Source organism: Actinomadura sp. 1N219 (genome assembly GCF_044326405.1).
Lineage (GTDB): Bacteria > Actinomycetota > Actinomycetes > Streptosporangiales > Streptosporangiaceae > Spirillospora.
Genome location: NZ_JBIRAY010000011.1, coordinates 50663 through 76201 on the forward strand (window position 1 = coordinate 50663; position 25539 = coordinate 76201).

Here is a 25539-nt window from a genome sequence, read left to right on the forward strand (position 1 = left end):
ACGAGTACCGCTCGCCATGCGACCATGATGCGGTGACCGGAGCGGCGGAGACGCGACCATGACCACCGAACGGATCGTCGGTATCGGTGCGGGCGCCAAGGAGCTCGCCACCGAGGACATGACTTTGAACATCGGCCCCCAGCACCCGTCCACGCACGGCGTGCTCCGGCTGAGGCTTACCTTGGACGGCGAACGCATCTCGGCGGCCGAGCCCATCATCGGCTACATGCACCGGGGCGCGGAGAAGCTCTTCGAGGTCCGGGACTTCCGGCAGATCGTCGTGCTCGCCAACCGGCACGACTGGTTGTCGGCGTTCTCCAGCGAACTGGGCGTGGTCCTCGCCGCCGAGCGGATGCTGGGCATGGAGGTCCCGGCGCGTGCCGTATGGGCGAGGACGCTTCTCGCCGAGCTCAACCGGATCCTCAATCATCTGATGTTTCTGGGCTCGTACCCGCTTGAGGTAGGCGCCATCACCCCGATCTTCTACGCGTTCCGTGAGCGGGAGGCATTGCAGCGGGTGATGGAGGAAATCTCCGGTGGACGCATGCATTACATGTTCAACCGGGTCGGCGGGCTGAAGGAGGAGCTTCCCGCCGGTTGGACGGCGCGCGCGCGGAAGGCGGTGTCTGAGGTCCGTGGCCGGATGGGCGATATCGACGACCTCATCATGGGCAACGAGATCTTCCGAGCGCGGACGAGAGGCGTCGGTGTGCTGACGCAGGAGCAGATCCTGCAGTACGGGGTGTCCGGGCCTATCGCACGCGCCTCCGGGCTGGACTTCGACCTACGCCGGGACGAACCGTACCTCGCCTACGGTGACCTGGACGTCCGCGTCGTCACCCGTTCTGAGGGCGACTGCCTGGCCCGGTTCGAGTGTCTGCTGGATCAGGTGCACGCGTCCCTCGACCTCGCCGACGCGTGCCTCGACCGCCTGGTCGAACTCCCGCCCGGCCCCATCAACCAGCGGCTCCCGAAGGTCCTGAAGGTCCCGGAGGGCCACACCTACGCCTGGACGGAGAATCCGCTGGGCATCAACGGCTACTACCTGGTGTCGCGCGGCGAGAAGACTCCGTGGCGCCTGAAACTGCGGTCCGCGTCGTTCAACAACATCCAGGTCCTGACGGAACTGCTGCCCGGCAACCTGGTCGCGGACATGATCGCCATTCTCGGCTCGATGTTCTTCGTCGTCGGCGACATCGACAAATGAGCACCGGCTTCTGCGACCGACCAGGGTCAGGCGCGGGACGCCCCACGGTTGCGTTCCTCTTCGTCCGGGTCCTTGGGCACGCGGCACGCGTACTCCAGGAAGAACGCTGCGGCGACTAGCACGACTGCGGCGAGGAACGTCCCGCCGCTGACGAAGAAGTCCTGCCGGGGCGTCGGCTTGTCGAGCGACGACGCGAGGCTGGCGGCGAACCCGGCGAAGACGCCCGCGATGACCGCAGCGGAGTGCGCACTGGCCTTTCCTAGGGCGGCGAGCCGCGCCACCGCCATCGGGTCCAGCGGCTTAGGCGGCGGCTTGCGGCGCTCTTCTGGACGACGGGTGGCGTCGGGTCTGCGGCGAAGGCGGCGCAGCACGTTCAGGCCCGTGAAGGCTTCACCGAGCGCCAGCAGCAGCAGGGTCGGGACGGCCGTCCACGGCAGCGGCGGCAGCGACAGGTAGGCGGAACGCAGCACCGCCCAGGTGATCATCGCTATGACGACCACGAGGGCGACGAGGAACAGGGGGCGGGACGGTTTCATGCAGGCTGCTGCAGGGCCAGGTCCTCCCGGCGGCGAACGGCCGACGGACCACCCTCCGACTGTTTGGCCTGGGCGAGGTCACCGACGCGACCGTGCCCGGGGAGCAGGACGTCCGGTTCGATATCAGCCCACGGGACGAGCACGAACGCCCGCTCGTGCGCGCGCGGGTGCGGAAGCGTCAGATCGGGGTCGTCGGACGCGACGTCCCCGAAAACGACGATGTCGATGTCGAGCGTGCGCGGCCCCCAGCGGACTTCGCGTTCCCGCCGCATCGACGTCTCGATGTTCAGCACGCGTTCGAGCAGGTTCTCCGGCGGCAGGCGCGTGTCGGCGATGAGCACGATGTTCAGGAAATCGCCCTGTTCCGGAAGGGTCTCGCCAGGCGGCGCGTAGGGGGCGGTCTCGTACACGGGGGAAAAGGCCACGAAGTTCAGCCCGGGTGCGTCGAACAGCGCGTCCACGGCCCCCTGGATGTTGTCCAGGCGGTCTCCGAGGTTGCTGCCGATCGAGAAGACGACGCGGTGCTCGACCAGCATGTGGCCGCCGGTGGCGGTGCGGTCGGGCATGCGGTCGGACGCTGTCATGGGCGACTCCTCCTGATCTTCACGGCCACGTCCGTGAAGGGGTGCGGCACCGGGGCGCTCGGCTTGTGGACGGTGATCTCCACCTCGGAGACCGTCCCATCTTCCAGACATATTGTCGCCAACCGGTCTGCCAGTGTTTCGAGAAGGTTGACGGGTTCTCCCTCGACGGCGGCGACGAGGCGGCCGGCGAGCGTTCCGTAGTCGACGGTACGTGAAAGGTCGTCCCCGGCGGCGGCCGGGCGGGTGTCGAGACCGAGGACCGCGTCCACCACGAACTCCTGTCCGAGTTCGCGCTCTGCAGGCAGGCATCCATGCCGCCCTCGCGCCCTTAGGCCGCGCAGCTCGATGCGGTCGAGACTCATTCTTCCTCTGCATCCGCGACGTTGAGGACGGGGGAACCGTGGTGGAGCAGAAGCCTCCACTCTCCGTCCGCCCGTACGAACACGTTGGTGGCCACGATGCTTCCTCCTGCGAGGAACCCGGCCTCGGTGTCCTCGTCGGCGGTGAGGACGTTCTCCTTGCATGTCACTACTGCGTGGTCGCCGTAGACGTCGGTTTCCACGTCGGTCAGCACGAACTGTATGTACGTCGTGTTGGCCATGATGAGCGCCCAGGAACGCAGCACCTCTTCGCGTCCGCGCAGCATCGTCCAGCCGGGATGGACGCAGGAGACGCCGTCGGCGTACGGGCCGTCCGCCCAGACGTCCGACATGCGGTCGAAGTCACCGGCCTCGAACGCCGCATAGAACTCCGCGTGGACCTCGTCCACGTCGGCGCGGTTCACGGCATGGCTCATGGGCGCTGACTCCCGTGGTCGGCGCGATCGTCGGCCGCGGCTTGCCCGGCGCTGCCTTCGTCGACGGGACGGGCCGTGCGGATGGCGGCCGCCACACGCACGGCGTCCGCGTTCGGGCGGACGCGGTGGACCCGCACACACCACGCACCGGCGGCGGCGACGAGCGACGTGACGGCCACGGTGGCGTCGTCGCATTCGAGAAATGGACGGCGCGTCCCATCGGGCTCTGCGAGAAGCCTGGTGAGGAAGTTCTTTCGGGACGCCCCGACCAGGACGGGATAACCGAGCGCCGTGAAAGCGTCCAGATGGGCCAGCAGCGACCAGTTGTGCCCGGCCACCGGGTTCTTGCCGAAACCGAGCCCTGGGTCGAGCACGATCATCGACGGGTCGACGCCCTCGGCCAGGACGGCGTCGACTCTGCTCAGCAGTTCGTCGCGCACCTCCCGCACGACGTCCTCGTAGACGGCGCGCGACTGCATGTCATGGCTGTGGCCGCGCCAGTGCATCACGACGTAGGGGACGCCTGCCGCGGCGACGACCTGCGGTATCTGCGGATCGGCCAGCCCACCGCTGACGTCGTTCACCAGCTTGGCGCCTACTTCGAGGGCCGCCTCCGCCACTTCGGCGCGCATGGTGTCGACACTGACCGGCACGTTCTCGTCGGTGAGCGCTTCTATGACGGGAACCACGCGACGCAGTTCCTCGTCCCTCGACACGCGCTGCGCTCCGGGCCGCGTGGATTCGCCGCCGACGTCGACGATGTCGGCGCCCTCCGCGACGAGGTCCAGCCCATGCGCGACGGCCTTTTCCGGGTCGAACCAGGCCCCGCCGTCCGAGAACGAATCAGGGGTGACGTTGACCACGCCCATGACGAGGCAGCGCCCTGGCGCGGGCAACCCCGGAACGGCGGCGATGGTCATGCACCCAACCCTATGCCTTGAACCCGCCCGGCCGGGGCGGCACCTCCGGCCGCGACGCCCGGCATCCGCCGCCCGCCTCGCCCCGGCTCCCCGCCGTCGGTCGCGCCCGGCATTCGCCGCCCGACACGTGTGAACGGGCCTCAGCGCGACGCTGAGGCCCGTTCACACGTTCGATGCCTCTGGGGCCGAGTGGACGGTCAGTAACGCCCGAGAATCAAGCTCATCGCCTCGGACCGCGTCTCGGCATGATCACGGAAGTCGCCGCGGACCGCCGACGTCACCGTCTTCGCGCCCGGCTTCCGCACCCCGCGCATGGTCATGCACAGGTGCTCGGCCTCGATCACCACGATCGCGCCGCGCGGCTCCAGCACGCTCATCAGCGCGTCGGCGACCTGGCTCGTCAACCGTTCCTGAACCTGCGGGCGACGCGCGTACACGTCCACCAGCCGGGCCAGCTTCGACAGACCGGTGATCTGGCCCTTCTTGTTCGGGGTGTAACCCACGTGGGCCACCCCGTGGAAGGGCACCAGGTGATGCTCGCAAACGGAGTACACCTCGATGTCCTTCACCAGGACCATCTCTTCGTGGTCGGCGTCGAACACCGTCGTCAGCGCGTCCTCCGGCTGCTGCCGCAGGCCCGCGAACTGCTCGGCGTACGCGCGCGCCACCCTGGCCGGCGTCTCGCGGAGCCCGTCGCGCTCGGGGTCCTCACCGATCCCGATCAGGATCTCCCGGACGGCCTTCTCGATCCGGGCATGGTCGAACCCGGGCGGCTCCTCCAGGATCCGCGCCTCGCCCTCGACGAACGCACGCCCTGCGTCACGCGCGGCCTTCTCCGTCTGACGCACGGTCTTTTCACCCGTCGTCCACCGGTCCCGCTCAGTGCCCGCGGACGGGTCACCGGGGGACGGTGTCTCGTCCCCCGGCTCGCCGTGCGCCGGTCCTTCGTCCCGCGAATGAGCCAACGCGGTCAGCTTTCGCCCTGGGCAGGGTCGGCGACCTCCGAGGCGACGCCGCCCTGGCCGTTGTTCTTGGTCAGGTCGGTGACGTCCTGCGGGCCGAGCAGAGCCAGTTCCTTGGGGGTCATGATGGGCGGACGGTCGGACGGAAGCCGCTTGCCGTAGCCGGTGTAGGAGTTCTGGTGCGGCCGCTTCTGGATCGGCTCGAAGATGCGCAGCACCATTTCCTTGGAGAGGGTCTCCTTCTCCATCAGATTGACGACGAGCTCGTCCAGGACGTCCCGGTACTCCACGAGGATCTCCCACGCCGTGTCGTGCGCGGCCTCGATGTAGCGGCGGACCTCGTCGTCGATCGCGGACGCGATGTCCTCGGAGTAGTCGCGCTCGTGACCCATGTCGCGGCCCAGGAACACCTCACCCTGCCCGGTGCCGAACTTACGCGCGCCCAGACGCTCGCTCATGCCGTACTCGGTCACCATGTTGCGGGCGATCGAGCTCGCCTTCTCGATGTCGTTGGCGGCGCCGGTCGTCGGCTCGTGGAACACCAGTTCCTCTGCCGTGCGCCCGCCGAGCAGCATGGCGAGCTGGTCGTTCATCTCCGAACGCGTCGTGAGGAACTTGTCCTCCATGGGGAGGGTCATGGTGTAGCCCAGGGCCCGCCCACGCGGAAGGATCGTCACCTTGTGCACGGGGTCGGAGTTAGGCAGCGCGTGCGCCACCAGAGCGTGCCCGCCCTCGTGATAGGCGATGATCTTCTTTTCCTTCTCCGACATCACGCGGGTCTTGCGCTCCGGACCGGCCATGACGCGGTCGATGGACTCCTCCAGGGTGTCCATGTCGATCAGCTTGCGGTCGAAGCGCGCGGTGAGCAGCGCCGCCTCGTTGATCACGTTGGCCAGGTCCGCGCCGGTGAAGCCCGGGGTGCGGCGCGCGATGATGTCCAGCTCGACGTCCGGCGCGAACGGCTTTCCGCGGCCGTGCACGCGCAGGATGCCCTTGCGGCCCTCCAGGTCCGGGCGGTCCACGGTGACCTGGCGGTCGAACCGGCCGGGACGCAGCAGCGCCGGGTCGAGGATGTCGGGACGGTTCGTCGCGGCGATCAGGATCACGCCGCCCTTGACGTCGAACCCGTCCATCTCGACCAGCAGCTGGTTCAGGGTCTGCTCGCGCTCGTCGTGGCCACCGCCCAGACCCGCGCCGCGGTGCCGGCCGACGGCGTCGATCTCGTCGATGAAGATGATCGAGGGCGCGTTGGTCTTGGCCTGCTCGAACAGGTCGCGGACACGGGACGCGCCCACGCCGACGAACATCTCGACGAAGTCCGAGCCGGAGATCGAGTAGAACGGGACGCCCGCCTCACCGGCCACCGCGCGCGCCAGCAGCGTTTTACCCGTGCCGGGCGGGCCGTACAGAAGCACGCCCTTAGGGATTTTGGCGCCGATCGACTGGAACTTCGCCGGGTTCTGCAGGAAGTCCTTGATCTCTTCCAGTTCCTCCAGGGCCTCGTCGGCCCCGGCCACGTCGGCGAAAGTGGTCTTCGGGGTGTCCTTGGTGATGAGCTTGGCCTTGGACTTGCCGAAGTTCATCACCCGCGAGCCGCCGCCCTGCATCTGGTTCATGATGAACAGGAAGATCAGCACGATGACGACGATGGGCAGCAGGCTGAACAACAGGTTCAGGAAGAAGCTCTGCTTCGGCACGTCGACGTTGTAGCCACCGGACAGCTTGCCCGCATCGGCCTGCTTCTGCAGTTGCTCCTGGAGGCGAAGGCCTTGGCCGTCGACCCAGGAGGCCTGCTGCTGCTTGCCGTTGGTGAGCGTCAGCTCGATCCGCTGGTCCTTGTCAATGATCTTGGCGGACTTGACCTGCCCAGCGTTGATCTCCTGGACGACCTTGGAGGTATCGACCTTCTCGTAGGAACGGCCGGGGTTGACGCCCCACATGACGAGGGCGACCAAGAGGCCGAACAGCAGGATCCACAGCAGCGGCCCGCGAAAATAGCGCTTCACGTCCATTTATCCGGTTACCCCTCCGGGGCCCGTCCCTCCTGACCAACATCTGCGTACGATCCTCGTCCGTCCCGGGGGACGGACGCCGGGGCGACCAACAATGCGTCCCACGAACGGCCCGGCGCCCAGAGGCCCCGTTCCGCCGTGGCGGCTGTCCCTCGTCTGGCTCCCCGACCCGAGGGCCCGGGACAACGACGGTACACCGCAGGATGCAGAAGACGCAGCCGACGCCGTTCTCCTGCATCCCTTCCATATACCCGTCAACGACCTTTGCAACGATTCGTCACGGTCCCTTTGTTCCCTGAGCAGCCCCGAGGGCCCCTGGGACGTGCTAAGCCCCGCCTCCGTACACGTGCGGTGCGAGCGTGCCGACGAACGGCAGGTTCCGGTACTTCTCCGAGTAGTCGAGCCCGTACCCGATGACGAACTCGTTCGGGATGTCGAACCCCACGTACCGGACCTCGACGTCTGTCCGGACCGCCTCCGGCTTGCGCAGCAGCGCGCAGATCTCCAGTGACGCGGGGCCGCGCGAGAGCAGATTGCTCACCAGCCAAGACAGGGTAAGACCCGAGTCGACGATGTCCTCCAAGATCAGGACGTGCCGGTCGAGGATGTCGGTGTCGAGGTCCTTGAGGATGCGCACGACGCCCGACGACTTCGTGCCCGAGCCGTAGGACGACACGGCCATCCAGTCCATCGAGGCCGGCGAGTGCAGCGCCCGCGCCAGATCCGCCATGATCATGACGGCGCCCTTGAGGACCCCGACGAGGAGCAGGTCCCTGCCCGCGTAGTCGGCGTCGATCTGCCCCGCGAGCTCCTGCACCTTGGCCTGCAGGTCGGCCTCCGGGATGAGCACCTTCGCCAGGTCCGTGCCCAGGTCCTTCTCGTCCACTACCCCACCCTCATCGCTCAGACCTCGCCCGTCCGGTGGGACGGACATCGCCGCGAGCCGTTTTCGCCGTTCACGCAGCGGGCGCGCCGTGCGAGCTTCGTGTGACGATTCGCACACGGCGCGATGTCAAACCGGGCCGAACAGCAGCTTCCCATACCGCCGAACGGCTCGAAGCCCCCCGGGCAGATCGACGTGCCGCTGGCCGTGCCAGGCCGTGACCAGCCGATCGACTGCATCGACATGGACGGCCGCGAGCGTACCTGGTGGGCTTCCCGCCTTGACCGCCGCCATCCGCATTACACGAGTACGGACGGCTCTGGGCAGGTCTTCGAGCCCTTCCAGGCGGAGCGCCACGGTGGAGCCGTCTTCAGGGGACTCCAGGTCGTCGTAGGCGTGGGCGGCGAGCTCGTCTAGGGCGTCCGCGTCGTCGCGCAGCATCTTCGCCGTGCGCGCCAGCGCTTCGGTCACGCCGGGGCCGAGAGCCTTCTCCAGCGCCGGTAGAGCCTCATGGCGTACGCGCACGCGTGCGTAGGCGGGATCGACGTTGTGGGGGTCGTCCCAGGGTTCGAGCCCCATCGCTTCGCAGGCCCTGCGCGTGGTCGCGCGGTCAAGCTCAAGCAAGGGCCTCAGGTAGCGGACGCTCCGCTCCCCCTCGCTGTTGCCTGTGGCGACAGAGTGGTGGAACTCGGTTGGCATGCCGGACAGCGATCGGGCTCCGGAACCACGCGCCAAACCCAGGAGGACGGTTTCGGCCTGGTCGTCCTGCGTGTGCCCTAGGAGGACGGCCGCAGCGCCGAACCTGTCGGCGGCCTCGTCCAGCGCTCTGTAGCGGGCGTCGCGGGCCGCGTTCTCCGGTCCGCCCGGACCGTCGACGGTCACCGCGATGGATCCGGACGGGTCAAGGCCAAGGCCCGCCATGGTCCGGACGACGGCGTCGGCGCGTTCTGCAGAACCGTCCTGGAGGCCGTGGTCGATCGTGATGCCGGCGGCCAGGCGTCCCGCTCTGGGCGCTTCAAAGGCCAGCGCACCGGCGAGCGCCAGAGAGTCGGCACCGCCGCTGCATGCGGCGACCACTAGCGTGCCCTGTGGAACGTCGGCCAGGGCGCGCCTCACTGCGAGACGTACCGCCGCCACTGCCGGATCAGGCCCCATGAGAAACCTCTACCACCACGCGGCGTTCTGCGCCCGGCCTCGCGCGCAGCAGCGTCGTCGGCTCTCCCAGGGTCAGGGCTTCTAGGGTCAGGCTTCGTTGGCCTTAGGCGGGGCGTCCAGGGCGCGCGGGCCGACGACGCGGTCCATCCACAGGGCCGGCTCCTTGATCTCGTCGTGCGTGGGCAGCGTCTCCGGTGACTCCCACACCTGGTTGAAACCGCTCATGCCGACTTCGGTGACGACCCGGCGGACGAACCGCGAACCCTCCGCGTACTGCTTCATCTTCAGGTCGATGCCCAGAAGGCGCCGGATCGTCTTGTCGAGCTTGGAGCCGCCGTCACGCCGTCCCTGGAAGCGCGACCGGATCTGCTGTACCGACGGCACGACCTCTGGGCCGACGGCGTCCATCACGTAGTCGCCGTGCCCTTCGACCAGCGTCATCACCGCGGTGAGACGGTCGAGGATGGCGCGCTGCTCCGGGCTCTGGATCGCGTCGATGAGGTTGGCGTCGCCGCCGCGCACGGCGTCCGCGACCGCTTCGGCCGCGTCGCGGATACGGTCCAGCATCACGCCCGGGTCTAGGTCGGACGCAAGCAGGAACTGGGTCATCTGGTCCTGCACGTACTCGCGCAGCCACGAAACCCCGGTGAATTGGGCGCGATGCGTCTCCTCGTGCAGGCACACCCATAGGCGGAAGTCATGCGCGTCCACACCGAGCTCCTGCTCGACGTGCACGATGTTGGGCGCGACCAGAGTCAGCCGTCCTGTCGGCGCACGCCCGGACGGGTCGGGCGGCAGGAACAGCTCATACTGACCGAGAACCCGACTGGCCATGTAGGCGAGGATCGCGCCGACCTGCATGCCGGTGACGCGGGAGCCCACGGCCTGGACGACGACGTTGCCCGCACCGCCCAGCGCCCCGGGAGTGCGCCGCTCGGACATCTGCTCCATGAGCGGTTCGAGCACCACGCGGAAACCGTCGACGTTCGCCCGGATCCAGCCGGGCCTGTCCACGATCGTCGCCGGGTCGGGATCGAGCTCGGAGGCCATGCCGGTGAAGTCCCGGACATGCCCGTGGGCGATCTTCGACAGCTCGCGCAGCTCCGCCACGACCTCGCGGGCCTCGGCGTGGCTGACCTGCGGCCCCGGCCTGACGAGCCGGGTCCCGGCCTGGACCGCCACGTTCCAGTCGATCATTGAGGCGCTCATGTACTCCACCGTACGTTTCGGACGCGGCGCCGGAGCGCCCTGCACAGTCGTTCAACGAACAACTGTTCTGGTTATCTCCCGTACGGACCCGCCCACACTCCGCCCCAAACCACCAGGTGTCCGTTAGAGCGGTCAGCCGCAGCCGCAGGATGCGATGGCCGCCGCCAGCTGGTCGAGCTTTCCTGGATCGACCGGCCCCTTGCCGTCCCCCGCCATGAGGGCGAAGGCGAGCAACCGGCCGTCGACGTCGTACGCAAGCCCGGCGAGCGTGCTGACGCCCGCCAGGGTGCCCGTCTTGGCGCGCACCATGCCCGCGCCAGCCCGGCTGGTCGCGCCGGTGTAGCGCGGCGGGCTGAGCGTCCCGGAAAAGCCGGCGATCGGCAGGCCGGTGATGGCAGAACGGAGTTCCGGGTGCTTCTCTCCTGCGGCGATCGAGACGAGATGGGCCAGTGCGATAGGCGAGATGCGGTTGCGCGTGGACAAACCGCTGCCATCGTTGACCAGAACCCCCTGCGCGACGCCAAGCTGGGCGAGAACCTGCTGGACGGCCTGCGCGGCGTCCGCGAACGTCGCCGGGCGGCCCAGCTTCATGGCGACCTGCCTGGCCACCGCCTCAGCCACGTCGTTGTCGCTCTCGGTCAGCAAATGCTCCACCAGCGCGGACATCGGCGGTGACTGGACGGCGCCGAGCCGCACCGCCCCCTTCTGCGCGACGGTGCTGCGCCCGACCTTCGCGCTGACCCCGTACTTGGAAAGCAACCGCGCGAACTGCTTCGCGGCAGCGGCCGCCGGATCGGAGACCCGCGTCTTCTTGGACGGGTCAGAGGGAGCCACCCGTCCTTCATCAACTGCCAGTGCAGTGACCGGCGCGACCTCCCCGTCAGGCACGTAATTGGGCTTCCACCCCGCTGCCGTACGAGGCCCCTGGTAGGCGGACGTGTCGTAGTCAACGCGCACCCGTCCTGCGCCGGACGCCTTCAGCGTGGTGGCCGTCTGCCTGGCCAGGTCCAAGAGGGACGCATAGGGCGGATGGCCCGCGTCAGGACGCGCCGGAAGGACCGTCAATGTCGGATCTCCGCCTCCGACCAGTACGATCCCGCCACCGGTACCCCGCACGACCTGCGTGGTGATCCTGTGCGCGGGCCCGACCGAGGCCAGTGCCGCCACCGACGTCACCAGTTTCGTGGTCGACGCCGGTGTCGCGGGCCGGTCGGCGCGCCACTCGAACAGGGGCCGGCGGGTCGCCACGTCGATGACCACCGCGCTGAGCTTCGCGCGCGGGCCGCCGATCAGCGCCGAGAGCCGTCCGGCCAGGGCGGACGTGTTCGGAGGCCGTCCGTCCGCGAGATCGGCCGCGGAGAGCGCCGCCGGCGCGGGCGCGCGCACGAGGTCGCGAACGGCCACGCTGGGCGGCTGCGGGGTCAGCTGGCGGTCAGGTGTGAGTTTCACCACTGCCGGCCCGGCGGCGATGGCGAAAACGTTAAGGAGGCACAGCGACAGGACAGCGAGGGCACGGGCCCGTCCAGGGACGTGACCGCCCCTCTCCCACTCAGCACTCACCAACGTGCGACATCCTTATATAAGGGAAACACTCACCTGTGGGGACGGCCTCGCCCACGGGCTCCCGAAAGACTATTCACTGCGCGCGCGCAGGGAGCGGAGGACATCTTGGATTTCGACGTCACCATTGAGATCCCGAAGGGCCAGCGGAACAAGTACGAGGTGGACCACGAGACCGGGCGCATCCGGCTCGACCGCATGCTGTTCACCTCGACGCAGTACCCGGCCGACTACGGGTTCGTGGAACACACCCTCGGCGAGGACGGCGACCCCCTGGACGCGCTGGTGCTGCTGCAGGAGCCGACGTTTCCCGGCTGCCTCATCCGCTGCCGCGCGGTGGGGATGTTCCGGATGACCGACGAGGCCGGTGGTGACGACAAGGTCCTGTGCGTCCCCGCGACCGACCCCCGCATGGAGCACCTGCGCGACATCCACCACGTGGCCGAGTTCGACCGCTTGGAGATCCAGCACTTCTTCGAGGTCTACAAGGACCTGGAGCCCGGCAAGTCCGTCGAGGGCGCCAGCTGGGTGGGGCGCGTCGAGGCCGAGCAGGAGATCGAGCGCTCCCTCAAGCGCGCGGCGGACCAGGGCGGCCACTGAGCGCCGCCACGCTGCCTCCTTCTGGCGACTTCCAAGACCGACCCGGCTGCGCCAAGCCGGACGTGGTCAACCGGTGCCGACTCCGCTCCCGCGCCGATGTGACACGACTGCGAGAACCCTTCCGCGTGGAAACCCCTGCGGAAGGGTTCTCGTCTTCCATCGGACCAGTCTCGGCTAGGCCCTGCGTGGTGGCGCGGGCAGCGGACGTAGGCGCGGCCTCAGAGGGCGGGACGGGTCGCGCCGATCAGGTCGCCACGGTGGATGCTGGATACGCGCACCCGTGCGCCGGTGTAGGGCGCCTCGACCATCCGGCCCTTGCGGAGGTAGATGCCCACGTGGTGGATGGTGCCGGGGTCTGACATGTCAGTCGCGAAGAAGACGAGGTCACCGGGACGCAGTTCGTTGATGGGGACATGGGGCCCGGACGTCCACTGTGTGCCCGTCCAGTGGTCGAGTTGTACACCGGCCTTGTGCCAGGCGTACATCGCCAAGCCCGAGCAGTCGAAGCCGACAGTTCCCGCCCCCTGCGCAACTCCGTAACTTGGGCCCGCCACGGTGCCTCCGCCCCAGGAGTAGGGGGTGCCGAGCCACTTGAGTGCTGCTCGCACTACGACGGCACCGCGCGCCGTCGAGGACAGGCCCGCGACAGGACGTTTTGAACCGGTGAATTCGGAACGAACCTTGCGTGTCTCAGCCTTCTCCAGTGCCCGTTGCCGCGCGCGCTTGACTCGCGCAGCGTGAGCCTGAGCGCTGCCAAGCCGACGCTCGAGACGGCGCTTCTCCGCCTCGATGCGCTGCACGGACGCTTGCTGCCTGGCCACTGCGTCCTGCGCGGCCTGCCTAGCCTCGTCAGCGCGTTTCGTCGCCGTGGCCTGCTCGGCGAATGCCGCCTGCGCCTGGCGGCGGAACACGTCGGCGACCCTCTTGGACGCCTCCATCCGCTCGACCATTGCAGCCCGTCGTTCGGCGAGCATCTCTACCATCGCGGCGCGATCCATGGCGCCTTGAGGACCACCGCTGCCGGTAAGCGACGCTGCCATTTGGTTGTGGCCGGCGTGGTTGCGGTAGGCCTGCGCAGCGAACGACGCCAGTTCGGCTCGTGTCTCCTCTAGCCTTCGGCCTGCTTCGGCCAGTCGCGCCTGGGTGTCCCTGTACGCCTGCTGCGATCGCTGCAGTTTGAGCCGCTCTCCGTTGTAGCGCTCTATCGCGACCTCTGCGGCGACTGCGAGCCGGTGCAGTTCGCCGTCCGCTTGGGCGAGCAGTGCCTTCGTCCGTCCGACCTCGGCGGCCCTTTCCTCGACCCGGTCTTGGCTCCGTTCAACGTCGCTCGCGCTGGGGCCGGGCTCGGCGGTGGTGGCCCGGGCGGGAGCGGCCGGTGCCTGCATGCTCATGCCGAGCGCGAGGCTCGCGGAGAAGGCGATCAGCGGCAGTCCCGCACCGCGGAGGGAGGACGGGATCGCGCGACGGGGCTTGGTTGCGCCAGATGCCATGCGCACGTCCTCCCCCAGGTATGCACTGCTTAGCGCAAACAATCCCTTACGGGGAGTAGTTGACTCGGGCAATGGCAGGTACGTATACCCACCCCCGCCGTTCAGGAACTGGACGTCGTGCTCGTACTGGGAGCGGCAGACCTGCTCGGCGAGGACGGTTCCGTGGACGGAGACGGGTCCGGTCCGCTGCTGGGTGGCGGCACGGAGGGCGACGGCTCCGGAGACGAAGGCGGCTTGGACGACGGCGGGCCGGAAGACGGCGGCTTGGACGATGGAGGCTTGGGCCTGGAGGGCGGCGGACTGGTCGGCCGCTGAGTCCCCGGCGAAGTGGACGGTTTCCCAGGGCTGGAACTCGTCGGCGTAGGCGAAGGTGTCGGGCCCGGGTCCTGAGTGTTGGGTCGCCAGGTGACGTGCACCTGTTTTCTTCCTGGGAAGAACGTGATGGTGCCGTTCCCACGGGAGTTCGGCTGGCGTGAGACGTGTACGCGCACGATCACGCTCTGGCCGGCACCCAGATGTCCCGACACGGCGTCGACTCGCAGAGGTGCTTGGGTCTTCGCCTGCCAGGACACCGGTCCGCCCTCTGCTCGCAGCTCTACGGCACCGTCCGCGCCTCCTGCCAGGTCCAGGAAGAGCGGAGAGGCCGCCAGCGCGCCCTTCGCTGGGGAACCTCTCTGTTCGTCGCTGGGGCTGGACGGCTCCGACGGTGTCGGCAGTGCGGTCGGCGGCGCGGACGATACCCGCGAGCCCAACGGGAACGTGGCGGACACGGGAGCGACGTCCAGGTGGGCTGAAGCACCGGGATGGTCCGCGGACGGTCGTCCTGGGCCCAGCTCCTGCGAAGCCCCGGGAACCACGGTCGGACGCGGACCGGCGACGTTGTTCGCGTCACCTCGGCCTGTGCCGAAAAGCCCGTAGATGGAAGCGACCCCGCCCCCGGCAACAAGGGCTATCGCCGTGAGCGCCAGGATCACACGAACGGCGTACGCTCCAAGGCCGGTCGATCTGGGGTCGCTTTCCTCGGGCAGGGGCGCCCTCGGCCGGGAGTCCGTCCTGCGGATCGGCCGGGAGTCCGTCCTGCGGAGGCGACGGAGCCAGAAGAGCCCTCTTGGACCCGATGTCCTGAGCGACCTCGCCGGTTCTCTGGACTGGATCGGGAATCCGTCGGCGGTGAATTCGGTGACCCTGGTGGCAACGAAGAGCCTGTAGCCGACGAGTTCCGGGTCCAGGAAGCAGCTCATGACCCGGAGCCGGAGTTCCGCGGCAAGGTCAGCGTCCGGCAGCAGCCCATACACCTTGGCGGCCGACACCGCGCGCGGGCGGAAGGCTCCGCAGACGGAGCAGTCCTCTGCGTGCTTCATCAGCCGGCCATTCAGGTCATGGTTGAAATCGCCGCGCCGTTCCCGCAGCAGCCGGGCACGCTGGGAGCAACCGTACGGACCCTGGTGCACGAGTATCTCGGCGATCAACGCCTCTTCCAGCTCGGCGTGCGCGCGCTCAAGCGCCGTCTGGGCGTCCTTCAGCGGCACGTCGAACACGGCGGCGAGGTCGGGAACGGAAAGTTGGTGCCTGACTCTCAGCTCCAGAATCTCCCGCGAGATGGGCCGCAGCGCCAGAACCGCCTGCCAGGCCATGATGCGCTGGTCTACGTCCTCCTGGTCGTGGCTGGCCACCGGCACGTCCGGTGCCTGGTCCTTGGGCGGCATTCGCCGCGCGCACTCCAGCCTGGCGAGGGCGTAGAGCCACGGCCCGAACCGGTCCGCGTCGCGCAGCCTGCCGATGTGCGCCTCGGCCACAACGAACGTGTCGCGCAGCGCCACCTGGGCGGCGTCCCTGCAACGCAACTGAAACCAGCAGTAGGCGTAGAGGCGGTCGGCATGAGCGTCGTACATCGCGGCAGGAGCGTCGGCGTCGCGCTCACGCAGTGCCTCGACCAGGAGATGGTCGTCCATCCCATAGAAGGTAAGGGCTGCGAGCACTATTTACCGGCCAATTCAAGGGATCAAACCGGGATACCGAACGTCATTCCTCCACTTCGATCATACTTTTCCAGAGTGTCGCAGAAGTGGAGTTCGCGGCACTTTGTCCAGCTTGTCTGGACAGGGGCGATCAATGGACGACCAGTACGTTATGTCGGTAAGCGATGGACGCACTACACAGAGCGAAGGGCTCGGAAATGCGACATTCACTCTGGAAGGAGTATTTCCATCATCGGCGGTAGGCGCCGTTCAGCGGCCGCCGCCATAGTGGCCACTTGCGCGCTGGTGTAGATGACCGGCTCCCTTGCAATTGCTCTCGGGATGCTCCTCGCCGCATGGAAAAACACGTCCCCGTGCCGTACGCCGTCTCGTGCGACCCGTGCCCCGTGTACGACGACCATCGGTGTGACCAGGACATCCTTGTCCAACTCTTCGGAGAGCAGTTCGGCCACCGTTTCGGCAGCGCGCGCCGCTGCTGCGGTAGCCCCGGTCACCGGCTTGGAGCCCACCCATAGACGGTTCTGTTCGACGTGCAGTCGGGCGCCCCAGCGGAGCCGTCTGCTCGCTATCGCGTAGATGCCGGACAAGCCCACCACCAGGTGATCGAGGTTCGTCGGTGGGGCGGGATCGTCCGAGAAGGCCCGGTCATGCAGAACATGAAATCCGGCCGGATCCAGGCGCGACAGCCTCCGTCCGGTACGCCGTTCGGCCGAAGCGCCTCGACGCCAACTGGCCATGGGGCTCGGCCGGTATCTGAGGTACGCGGCATGCGCGACGAAGAAGACAACGGCGGCTAGGACGCCCACCCACCAGACGCTCAGACCGACCGCGACGACTCCCGCGCCACAAGCCAGCACGGCTCCCACCGCACGTCGTTCCCAGCGATGCTCCGCCGCCAGAGCACGGTAGCGGTACAGGGCCGAGGCCCCGGCGCTCGAAACGCCGACACCGCTGCTGCGCACCGCAAGGCCCCTTCTCCTTCGCCCCCGAGCCGCACCTGGAGGCTCAAGCGTGCGGCAGCCCAGCGGTTCCAGCAAGGACTTTCCAGAGTCGATCTTGAGATTGGCTTGACACTGTCATCGTGACAGTGTCATCATTGAGCCATGGACGACACCTGGACGATCACCGAGCTGGCGGAACGCGCCGCCGCGGCCCTCGCCGCGGACGGGTCCGCGCAGGTCAGCGGCCGGGTGCGCGATCTGCCCAACCAGCGGCTGATCCGCTGGTACACCACGATCGGCCTGGTCGACCCGCCCCTCGGCCGCCGCGGCCGCACCTCCCTGTACGGGCCGCGCCATCTCCTGCAGCTGGTCGCCGTGAAGCGCCGTCAGGCCATCGGCCGCTCGATCGCCGAGATCCAGATCGAGCTCGCCGCCGCCACCGACGCGACCCTCGAACGAATCGCCTCTCTTCCGTCCCGGCCGGTCTCGACCTCCGGCCGCACGCCGTACCCGGCGTCCGATGCGGCCCGCGAGACCCTCCAACGTCCAGGTCCATCGGACGGTCCGAGCGCCCAACCGTCCGCGCCCAACCGCTCCGCAAACCACGCCCCCCGCGCCCAAGGGCCTGCCCCCGGCAGGCCGGCAGACCCTGCCGGCGAGCAAGCCGCCCCCGCGGCCCAGGCAGGTCTCGAGGCCGCCGACGCCACCCCGGCGGCCACCCCGGCGGCCGCCTCGCCGGACGGTCGCCCCGGCCGTCCCCCAGGCTCCACCACCGATTCGACAGACCTCACCGATGCCGAGCCGGCCAGTTTCACCACCGCTTCGACAAACTCCCCGGCCTCAGAAGCAGCAGCGCCCACGACCTCCAAGGACGGAGCAGCGAACGACACCGCCGCCGCCCCGGACATCCCAACAGACCGAGAGGAAACGACTGGGCACCGCGGGGACGCCTCCCGCAGAACCTTCTGGAACACGCGTCCCGACGTGTCGTACAGCTCGGCGACCGTGGCCGACGACTACGGCGCAGCTCTTCCAACGGTCATCCAGGGGGTCCGGCTTGCGCCCGGCGTCACCCTCCTCCTGGACGCCGCCGCCCTGAACGGCGACGACCTCGCCGCCATCGAGACCGCCACGCGCCCGTTGCTCGACACGCTGCACCGGCGTGGTCTTCTCGCCCCCGCCGAAAGCCCCGCGATCCCGTCCGCCGATCCCTCTCGGAGGTCCCAGTGACCGTGCGCATACTGCCGTTGCCCGAGACCGCGCCACCCGAGCCAGACCACGGGCTGGGCGCGCTCACCACCGACAAGGGCAACCTGCCGCTCGACTCCGTCGACGTCCACGCCTCGATCACCGGGCTCGCCGCCGGCATCGAGGTCGTCCAGGGTTTTCGCAACCCGTACGACGTCCCGCTGGAGGCCACCTACATCTTTCCGCTGCCCGACCGCGCCGCCGTCACCGCCATGCGAATGGAGGCCGCCGACCGGGTCATCGAAGGGACGCTGAAGGAGCGCGGCCAGGCTCGGCAGGACTACGACGCCGCGATCGCCGCCGGTCAGCGAGCCGCCATCGCGGAGGAGGACCGTCCGGACGTCTTCACCATGCGGGTCGGCAACATCCTGCCGGGCGAACGCGTGACGATCAGGCTCGCGCTCGACCAGCCCCTGCCGCACGAGTCGGCGTCCAGCGCGACGTTCCGTTTCCCGCTGATCGTCGCGCACCGCTACATCCCGGGAGCACCGCTGGAAGGCGAGCGTGCCGGGTCCGGCGTCGCCGACGACACCGACGCCGTGCCGGACGCCTCCCGGATCAGCCCGCCCGTCCTGCTGCCCGGCTTCCCCAATCCGGTCCGGCTGGCCGTCACCGTCGACATCGACCCCGCCGGGCTGCCGCTGACCCAGATCCGCTCGGCGTTGCACGTGGTGGCCGAGGAGGGCGACGGCGAACGCACCACCGTGCGGCTGCAGCCGGGTGAACGCCTCGACCGCGACTTCATCCTCCGGTTCGACTTCGCCGCGCACGAGAGCGCGGCTCTCACCCTGACCCCGGACGAATCCGGCGAAGAAGGAACGTTCAGCCTGACCGTGCTCCCGGCCGGGGAGACCCGCCCGAGCCCCCGCGACGTCGTGCTCGTCCTCGACCGTTCCGGCAGCATGCAGGGCTGGAAGATGGTCGCCGCCCGCCGCGCCGCCGCCCGCATCGTCGACACGTTCCGCACCGAGGACCGGTTCGCCGTCCTGTCCTTCGACACTGTCATCGAACGTCCCCGCGACCTTGGCACCGGCTTGGTGGACGGCACCGACCGCAACCGGTTCCGCGCAGTCGAACACCTGTCGGCGCTGACCCCGCGCGGCGGCACCGAGATGCTGGCCCCGCTCGACGAGGGCTGCCGCCTGCTCGGCGACTCCGCGCGCGACCGGGTGCTCGTCCTCATCACCGACGGCCAGGTCGGCAACGAAGACCAACTCCTCGCCCATCTCGAACCCCGGCTGCCGGGCGTGCGCGTCCACGCCGTCGGCATCGACCAGGCGGTCAACGCCGGCTTCCTGAACCGGCTCGCCGCTATCGGCCAGGGGCGCTGCGAACTGGTCGAGTCCGAGGACCGCCTGGACGAGGCGATGGAGCACATCCACCACCGGATCGCCGCACCGCTCGCGACCGGGCTCTCCCTCCACCCCGACGGCCTGGAGATCATCCCCGACTCCGTCGCACCGGCCCGGCTGGGCGCACTGTTCCCCGAGGTGCCGCTGGTGATCGCGGGGCGTTTCCGCGGTGCGCCGTCAGGCTCCCTGTCCGTCCGCGGCACCGCGTCCGGCGGAAAGCCCTGGGAACAGCACGCCACGGGCACCGTCACCAAGAACCCGGCCGCCACGTCCATCTGGGCCCGCGCGCACCTGCGCGACCTAGAAGACCGCTACGCGGCTCGCGGCCTCGACGACCTGGAACAGCGCATCGTCGACACATCGCTCCGCTTCGGCGTCCTGTGCCGGTTCACCGCGTTCGTGGCCGTGGACAGCCGGGTCGTGACTGATGGCGACAGCCCGCACCAGGTCGTCCAGCCAGTGGAGACGCCCCGAGGTTGGGCGGCGCCCGCAGCCCCGGCGAGAACGATGCACGCCGCCTTCTCCGCCGCCGCCCCGGAAGCTCTCCTGACAGCCGACGCCGCACCTCCCTTGGCTCCGGGATCCCCACCGCCGTTCGCGTACGGCGCCGCACCGCCCGCCGGCCCGCCCACGCGAGGGACCAGCCGACCCGTCGACCAGCAACCGGCCGCAGGCGGAGGCCCGGTGTCACCGCGCCGCGCCCGCTCGGCACCGGCCGCCACCGGGTTCCAGCAGGAACTCGACAACGTGCTCGACCGCCTCCGCCAGGTCCCCGACACGCATGATCGGCGCGTGCACCACCTGCTGAGCGACCTCCTCCCCATCCTCGAGTCGATCATCCAGCGAATGGAGGCACAGCAGCTCGACACCACGTCCCTCACCGCCCTACGCGACGACCTACGCCGCCTGCCCCCCACACCGAACGAGACCACCGTCAACGACCTATGGACCCGCGCACTCCAGGTCCTCAGCGACTACACCGGAGGCCCGGCACCCCGCCGCCCCTTCTGGAAGCGCAACACCTAATCACAGGGTAGGGAAGGGTGCGGGGACGCACTCTGGGTGAGTGCGTCCCCGCGTGATGGGTCGTCGGTTTGGTCAGGCGTGCTTGGGGCGGTAGCGGCGCAGGAGCGGCACCAGGTTCAGCGCCAAGCCGACTAGGGCGACGGCGCCGACCAGGTTGACGCCCGGGTTGAACTCGCCGAAGCCATCGCCACCGGCGGCCGTTCCGCCCGCGACCAGGGCGGTGACGACCGCCAAGACCAGGGCGGCGCCGACCTGTCCCGACGTCTGGACGAGACCGGATGCCAGCCCCTGCTCGGAGTCGTCGATCCCGTCCGTCGCCTGCCCCATGATCGAGCTGAACCCGAACGCGAACCCGCCGCCCAGCAGGAGCATCGTCGGCAGGATCGTGAACAGGTAGTGCGGAGCGTTCCCGGCCGTGGCCAGGAACCATCCGTAGCCGAGGGTCAGGGACGTCATGGAGCTGATGATCAGACGGGGCGTCCCGTACCGGTCGATCAGGCGACCGAGGAACGGGGAGCCGAAGGCCACGACGAGTCCGGCGGGCAGCAACGCCATGGCCATCTTCAGCGGAGACCAGCGCAGCACGTCCTGCAGGTAGAGCGTCATCATGAACTGGAAGCTCAGGTACGACCCGAACAGGGCGACAATGCTCAGATTGGCCCGGACGATCGATCCGATCCGCAGGATGCCCAGCCGGATCAGCGGGTGCCGCACCTTCTTCTCGGTGACGAAGAAGGCGGCCAGGAGCGCCGCCGCCAGCACGACCGAGCCCAGCGTGACCGGGTCGAGCCAGCCCCGTTCGGGTGCGGAGACAACGGTGTAGACGGCGAGCAGCATGCCGCCGGTGAGTGTCACGGCGCCGACGATGTCGTGGCCGCCGCCCGCCGCCGGCTTGTCTCGCGGGATCAGCGCAAGGCCCGCGATGAGGGCGAGGACGGCGAGGGGCACGGGCGTCAGGAACGTCCAGCGCCATCCGAAGCTGGTCAGCAGACCGCCGAGGATCAGGCCGGACGAATATCCGCTGGCACCGAACACCGAGAAGACGGAGAGCGCCCGGTTGCGTGCGGGCCCCTCGTGGAACGTGGTGGTCAAGATGGACAGGGCGGTCGGCGCGGTGAACGCGGCGGCGAGCCCCTTGACGAAACGGGTGGCGATCAACAACGTGCCGTCGTCCACCAGGCCGCCGACCAGCGAAGCAAGGGCGAACACGGCCAGCGCGGTGAGGAAGACCTTCCGGCGTCCGAGCAGATCGGCGGTGCGTCCGCCCAGCAGGAGCAAGCCGCCGTAACCAAGGACGTAACCGTTCACGATCCACTGCAGCGACGTGGTCGAAAGGCCCAGCTCAGCGCCTATGGACGGCAGCGCGACGCCCACCATCGAGACGTCGAGGCCGTCCAGGAACAACACGGCGCACAGGACCGCGAGGACTCCCCACAGCCGGGGAGTCCAGGTCTGTTCGGCCGGCGCGCTCTCGGCGGCCGGCGCACGGACGGCGGAGGCAGGTGAGGTGTCAGCGATAGTCACGTCGAAGAACGGTACATGCGCATGCATCAAATGTCCACGCACTAAATTCTGTAGAATTTAATTCGAATGCATCAGATGCGCGCGCATGCTAGGATGCGCGACATGAAAGCGGAGGCTGCACTCGTCGGCCGCTGGCGCGAGCTGGCGACCTGCTACAACACAGTGGCCTGCGCCCTCGATCGCGCTCTCCAGGACGCCCACGGCCTCAGCATGAGCGAGTACGAGACGCTCGACCGCCTCGTCGACGCCAACTGTGAGAAGCGCCGCATGCAGGAAATCGCCGCGGCCATGTACCTCAGCCAGAGCGCCCTCTCCCGCACCGTCGCCCGCCTGGAGAAGCACGGATACGTGCAGCGCGGCCTTTGCGAAGCCGACCGCCGCGGCGTCTTCGTCGAGATCACCGACGCGGGCCGCCGATGCCACGCCGACGCCCGTGAAACCCACCTGAAGATCCTCGCCGAGCACCTGGCACCAGCACCCTGATCTGGCCCCTCACCTCTCGCGCCCGCCCCGCCCACGCCCGTCCGACGTCCCACCGCGCCACTCGCGCACGGATGCGCGCCGAGGCGTTGACACCCTGCACTGCTCGAACACCGTCCGAGGCGCAAACAACCAAGATCCACGACCGTCATCTCACGAACCTGCGGGAGCACAGCAAGGGCCAGGCGGCTGACAAGCTCCTCGTCGGCGAGAAGTGGCAGGGCACGGAAGACGGTTACGTGTTCGCGACCGGACGGGGCAACCCGATCCATCCCGACTCGGTCGGCTGGCTCATGACCAAGACCATCCGGGCCTACAACGCGCCGAAGGAGGGGCCGCGTCCGGCTGAGCAACTGCCCCATGCCCGGGTGCACGACCTGCGGCACATTCACGCGACCACGCTGCTCCTGGCTGGCGTCCCCGTCCATGTGGTGGCCGCTCGGCTCGCGCACGCCGATCCGGCGATCACGCTCCGGGTGTACGCGCACGTGATCCGGTCGGCAGAGGTGGCTGCGGCGGACGTGTTCGCGCGGGTCATGAACGAGGCGGCCTAGATGTCGCTGTTAGCAAGCCTGTTAGCAAACCTGTTAGCAAAACAGCCCCCTTCCAAGATCGGAAGGGGGCTTTGACGTGGGAGCCGCCTATCGGAATCGAACCGATGACCTATTCATTACGAGTGAATCGCTCTGCCGACTGAGCTAAGGCGGCGCGCCGTGCGGGACACGGCGGTTGAAGTCTACCGGGTCTCCGGGGGTGAGCGTGCACTGGTTATTCAGCGGCAGGTGGTGCCGTCCTTGGGCGGCTCGCCGGTGAGGAGGTACTTGTCGGCGGCATCGGTGATGCAGTCGTCGCCCTGCAGGTAGGCGGTGTGGCCGTCGCCGTCGAAGGTGAGGAGGACGCCGCTGGAGAGCTGGTCGGCGAGGCTCTGGGACCACTTGTACGGTGTCGCGGGGTCGCGGATGGTTCCGATGACGACGATCGGTGCGGCGCCCTTGGCGGTGATGGGTTTCGGCTGTTGTTCGTTCTGGACGGGCCAGTAGACACAGGGCAGGCCGCCCCAGACGACGAAGGGGCCGAAGCGGGGGGCGGCCTTCTGGGCTTCGGTGGCCGACTTGCCGTAGGTCTTGAGGTCTGGGGGGTTGGGCTTGTCGACGCAGTTGATGGCCATGTTCGCGTCGGTCTGGGTGCTGTAAGTGCCGTCAGGTTTGCGTTCGACCATCTCGTCCGCGAGCGTCAGGAGCATCGTGCCGTCCGCGTTCTGGATGGCCTGGGTGAGGGCCTGGCGGAGGAGGGGCCAGTACTCCTTGACGTAGAGGGCTCTGGCTATGCCCATGGTGGCCAGGGACTCGGTGACCTTGCGGGAGTCTCGGGTGTTCTTGAGCGGTGTCTTGTCCGTCTTGGCCAGGAAGGACGAGATGGTGGCCACAACCGCGTCGACGGAGTTGCCGAATCGGCAGAAGCCTGCTTTGACACAGTCGCCGGCGAAGGCGCGCAGGGCCGTCTCGAAGCCTTTGCCCTGTTCGATCAGCATGTCGGTCGAGGACTGCTTGGGGTCGACGGCACCGTCCAGGACGAGGGCGCGGACATTCTTGGGGAACTGCTCGGCGTAGAAGGCGCCCAGGTAGGTGCCGTAGGAGGCGCCGTAGTAGGTGAGCTTCTGGTCGCCCAGGGCGGCGCGTAGGACGTCCATGTCGCGGGCGGCGTTGACGGTGCCCACGTGTGGGAGTTCGGTTGTCGCCTTGGTCTTGCAGTTCTGGGCGAACTGTTTGCCCTTGGCGGCGAGGGCGTCCGTCTCTTTCTGGTCGTCCGGGGATGAGTCGGTGGCGAAGAAGTCGTCCAACTGGGCGCCGGTATTGCAGCGGACGGGGTCGCTCTTAGCGACGCCACGAGGGTCGAAGCCGACGATGTCGAACTTGCTGCGCAGGTCGTTTCCGAACGTCCGGGCTGCCTGGCGGACGAAGTCCGTACCGGAACCGCCGGGACCGCCGGGATTGGTGAGCAGGGAGCCCACGCGGTCGGACTCGTCCTCGGCGGGGAGCCTGATCACGGAGATTCCGACCTTGGCGCCAGACGGTTTGGCGTAGTCGAGCGGTACCTGGACGGTCGCGCATTGGAATCCGTCCCCGCAGTCCTTCCAGGACGGTTTCTGCTCGTAGAACGAGCCGAGGCCGACCGGGACGCTCGCTGACGCGGTCGCCCTCTCGCCGCCGTCGTCGCTGCATCCGGTGACCGCCGCCAACGTCAGCACGGCGGCCACGCTGATGAACTTCGATGTCCGCACTGGGACCCCGTCTCGTCGTAACGCCACGTACGCCGTCGCCTACGCTACGTCGACGCGGCGTCCTGGGGCTACTTCTGTCCGTAGTCGTGTTCGATGCCGTCGAGCAGCCAGTTGAGGCCCCGCTCGAAGTTCGCGCGTCCGTAGAGGCCCCGCTCGAAGACGGGCTTGAGGTGCGGGAACTCACCGCTCTCCAAGAGCGTGCGGACGTACTCCCGCTCCAGGAGGCTGGTGTGGGCACGCTCCAGGCCGTTCTCACCGATTTCTTGGACGTGCTGCTCCCGCAACGTGTAACCCAGCATGTAGTGGTCGAGGGTGGTGATGATGGCCACCATGTTCTCTGGGTCATCGGTGAGCAGTGCTGCGGCGGCCAGGGACTGCTCTGCATGACGCAGGCCGTTCGGCCCTACGCGCGGGGAGCGGTGGGCGAGCTCGAACATCCAGGGATGCCTGAGGCCGGTCTCGCGTTCCTGGTGGGTGATCTGGAGGAGCGCCTCGCGCCAGTCGTCCGGCAGGTCGCCCTCGATCAGCGCCTCCTCCGCGACCTCGTCGTACATGAGGTCGAAGATGTCGTCCTTCGCGTCGATGTGGGTGTAGAGGCTCATCGCGCGCACGCCCAGTTCGCTCGCGATGCGGCGGATCGACACGGCGTCCAGGCCGTCGGCGTCCGCGACCTTGATCGCGGTCTCGACGATCGCCTCCCGGGTCAGCTTCGGGCGACGCCCGCCGCGCGGACGCGTCCACACGTCGCCTGACCTCGCTGCCACGACAAAGATCCTACGCGATACACCGTATCG

At 68.5% G+C, this 25539-nt stretch carries 23 protein-coding genes and 1 tRNA gene; 6 read left to right on the forward strand and 18 right to left on the reverse strand.

The annotated features are described in order from the left end of the window. Window positions 1-58 precede the first annotated feature (58 nt). Window positions 59-1207 (forward strand): NADH-quinone oxidoreductase subunit D, encoded by a 1149-nt coding sequence (locus ACH35V_RS29410; protein ID WP_395977148.1) that lies wholly within the window; start codon window positions 59-61, stop codon window positions 1205-1207. 26 nt (window positions 1208-1233) lie between these two features. Here ACH35V_RS29410 and ACH35V_RS29415 read toward each other — a convergent pair whose 3' ends face one another. The 11 genes from ACH35V_RS29415 to dacB form a co-directional block, all read right to left on the reverse strand. Further along, window positions 1234-1743 carry a DUF3180 domain-containing protein gene (locus tag ACH35V_RS29415; RefSeq protein ID WP_395977150.1) on the reverse strand — a complete coding sequence of 170 codons (510 nt, stop codon included), beginning with the start codon at window positions 1741-1743 and terminating at the stop codon, window positions 1234-1236. Then, window positions 1740-2327 carry a 2-amino-4-hydroxy-6-hydroxymethyldihydropteridine diphosphokinase gene (gene folK / locus ACH35V_RS29420; RefSeq protein WP_395977152.1) on the reverse strand — a complete coding sequence of 196 codons (588 nt, stop codon included), beginning with the start codon at window positions 2325-2327 and terminating at the stop codon, window positions 1740-1742. The genes ACH35V_RS29415 and folK overlap by 4 nt, the downstream gene beginning before the upstream one ends. Next, the gene (gene folB / locus ACH35V_RS29425) at window positions 2324-2689 is read right to left on the reverse strand and encodes a dihydroneopterin aldolase (protein WP_131966284.1); all 366 of its coding nucleotides are present in this window, start codon (window positions 2687-2689) and stop codon (window positions 2324-2326) included. The genes folK and folB overlap by 4 nt, the downstream gene beginning before the upstream one ends. Next, entirely contained in the window at window positions 2686-3123 is a 438-nt protein-coding gene (locus ACH35V_RS29430; RefSeq protein ID WP_131966285.1) for a nuclear transport factor 2 family protein, read from the reverse strand. The genes folB and ACH35V_RS29430 overlap by 4 nt, the downstream gene beginning before the upstream one ends. After that, window positions 3120-4043 carry a dihydropteroate synthase gene (folP, locus tag ACH35V_RS29435; protein ID WP_395977155.1) on the reverse strand — a complete coding sequence of 308 codons (924 nt, stop codon included), beginning with the start codon at window positions 4041-4043 and terminating at the stop codon, window positions 3120-3122. Before folP ends, ACH35V_RS29430 begins: the two co-directional genes overlap by 4 nt. A gap of 197 nt (window positions 4044-4240) precedes the next feature. Then, complete coding sequence (gene folE / locus ACH35V_RS29440; protein WP_131966308.1) at window positions 4241-4828, reverse strand: GTP cyclohydrolase I FolE; 588 nt, start codon at window positions 4826-4828, stop codon at window positions 4241-4243. A gap of 185 nt (window positions 4829-5013) precedes the next feature. After that, window positions 5014-7017, reverse strand: a complete 2004-nt coding sequence (gene ftsH / locus ACH35V_RS29445; protein WP_131966287.1) for an ATP-dependent zinc metalloprotease FtsH — start codon at window positions 7015-7017, stop codon at window positions 5014-5016. Between the two features lie 325 nt (window positions 7018-7342). Next, window positions 7343-7903, reverse strand: coding sequence for a hypoxanthine phosphoribosyltransferase (gene hpt, locus ACH35V_RS29450; protein WP_395977157.1), 561 nt, complete (start codon window positions 7901-7903; stop codon window positions 7343-7345). Between the two features lie 126 nt (window positions 7904-8029). Further along, window positions 8030-9055 (reverse strand): tRNA lysidine(34) synthetase TilS, encoded by a 1026-nt coding sequence (gene tilS, locus ACH35V_RS29455; RefSeq protein WP_395977159.1) that lies wholly within the window; start codon window positions 9053-9055, stop codon window positions 8030-8032. A gap of 87 nt (window positions 9056-9142) precedes the next feature. Then, window positions 9143-10252, reverse strand: a complete 1110-nt coding sequence (locus ACH35V_RS29460; RefSeq protein WP_395977691.1) for a zinc-dependent metalloprotease — start codon at window positions 10250-10252, stop codon at window positions 9143-9145. A gap of 144 nt (window positions 10253-10396) precedes the next feature. Further along, the gene (gene dacB / locus ACH35V_RS29465) at window positions 10397-11668 is read right to left on the reverse strand and encodes a D-alanyl-D-alanine carboxypeptidase/D-alanyl-D-alanine-endopeptidase (RefSeq protein ID WP_395977161.1); all 1272 of its coding nucleotides are present in this window, start codon (window positions 11666-11668) and stop codon (window positions 10397-10399) included. A 264-nt stretch (window positions 11669-11932) separates the two neighbouring features. Here dacB and ACH35V_RS29470 point away from each other — a divergent pair, with 264 nt between their 5' ends. Further along, entirely contained in the window at window positions 11933-12424 is a 492-nt protein-coding gene (locus ACH35V_RS29470; RefSeq protein ID WP_395977163.1) for an inorganic diphosphatase, read from the forward strand. 218 nt (window positions 12425-12642) lie between these two features. On the opposite strand, the gene ACH35V_RS29475 is transcribed toward ACH35V_RS29470, so the two are convergent. The 3 genes from ACH35V_RS29475 to ACH35V_RS29485 form a co-directional block, all read right to left on the reverse strand. After that, window positions 12643-13914 (reverse strand): NlpC/P60 family protein, encoded by a 1272-nt coding sequence (locus ACH35V_RS29475; protein ID WP_395977165.1) that lies wholly within the window; start codon window positions 13912-13914, stop codon window positions 12643-12645. 101 nt (window positions 13915-14015) lie between these two features. Next, a complete protein-coding gene (locus ACH35V_RS29480; RefSeq protein ID WP_395977167.1) occupies window positions 14016-15866 on the reverse strand; it encodes an RNA polymerase sigma factor in 1851 nt (616 codons plus the stop codon). A gap of 233 nt (window positions 15867-16099) precedes the next feature. Then, entirely contained in the window at window positions 16100-16855 is a 756-nt protein-coding gene (locus ACH35V_RS29485; protein ID WP_395977169.1) for a nuclease-related domain-containing protein, read from the reverse strand. A 141-nt stretch (window positions 16856-16996) separates the two neighbouring features. On the opposite strand from ACH35V_RS29485, the gene ACH35V_RS29490 reads away from it, so the two are divergent. Both ACH35V_RS29490 and ACH35V_RS29495 read left to right on the forward strand, forming a co-directional pair. Next, entirely contained in the window at window positions 16997-18064 is a 1068-nt protein-coding gene (locus ACH35V_RS29490) for a MerR family transcriptional regulator (protein ID WP_395977171.1), read from the forward strand. Beyond that, a complete protein-coding gene (locus ACH35V_RS29495; protein ID WP_395977173.1) occupies window positions 18061-20460 on the forward strand; it encodes a VIT domain-containing protein in 2400 nt (799 codons plus the stop codon). Before ACH35V_RS29490 ends, ACH35V_RS29495 begins: the two co-directional genes overlap by 4 nt. Window positions 20461-20532: 72 nt before the next feature. Here the strand turns inward: ACH35V_RS29495 and ACH35V_RS29500 are convergent, their stop codons facing one another. Further along, complete coding sequence (locus ACH35V_RS29500; RefSeq protein WP_395977175.1) at window positions 20533-21984, reverse strand: MFS transporter; 1452 nt, start codon at window positions 21982-21984, stop codon at window positions 20533-20535. Window positions 21985-22086: 102 nt separating this feature from the next. On the opposite strand from ACH35V_RS29500, the gene ACH35V_RS29505 reads away from it, so the two are divergent. Continuing rightward, complete coding sequence (locus tag ACH35V_RS29505) at window positions 22087-22467, forward strand: MarR family winged helix-turn-helix transcriptional regulator (RefSeq protein WP_395977177.1); 381 nt, start codon at window positions 22087-22089, stop codon at window positions 22465-22467. Window positions 22468-22538: 71 nt separating this feature from the next. After that, the gene (locus tag ACH35V_RS29510) at window positions 22539-23018 is read left to right on the forward strand and encodes a tyrosine-type recombinase/integrase (RefSeq protein ID WP_395977179.1); all 480 of its coding nucleotides are present in this window, start codon (window positions 22539-22541) and stop codon (window positions 23016-23018) included. Window positions 23019-23099: 81 nt separating this feature from the next. On the opposite strand, the gene ACH35V_RS29515 is transcribed toward ACH35V_RS29510, so the two are convergent. The 3 genes from ACH35V_RS29515 to ACH35V_RS29525 all read right to left on the reverse strand — a co-directional run bounded on the left by ACH35V_RS29515 (window position 23100) and on the right by ACH35V_RS29525 (window position 25509). Continuing rightward, window positions 23100-23172, reverse strand: a tRNA-Thr gene (locus ACH35V_RS29515). A gap of 64 nt (window positions 23173-23236) precedes the next feature. Continuing rightward, on the reverse strand, window positions 23237-24745 hold the full coding sequence (locus ACH35V_RS29520) for an alpha/beta hydrolase (RefSeq protein WP_395977181.1): 1509 nt from the start codon (window positions 24743-24745) through the stop codon (window positions 23237-23239). A 68-nt stretch (window positions 24746-24813) separates the two neighbouring features. Next, window positions 24814-25509, reverse strand: coding sequence for a TetR/AcrR family transcriptional regulator (locus tag ACH35V_RS29525; RefSeq protein WP_395977183.1), 696 nt, complete (start codon window positions 25507-25509; stop codon window positions 24814-24816). Between the last annotated feature and the right edge of the window lie 30 nt (window positions 25510-25539).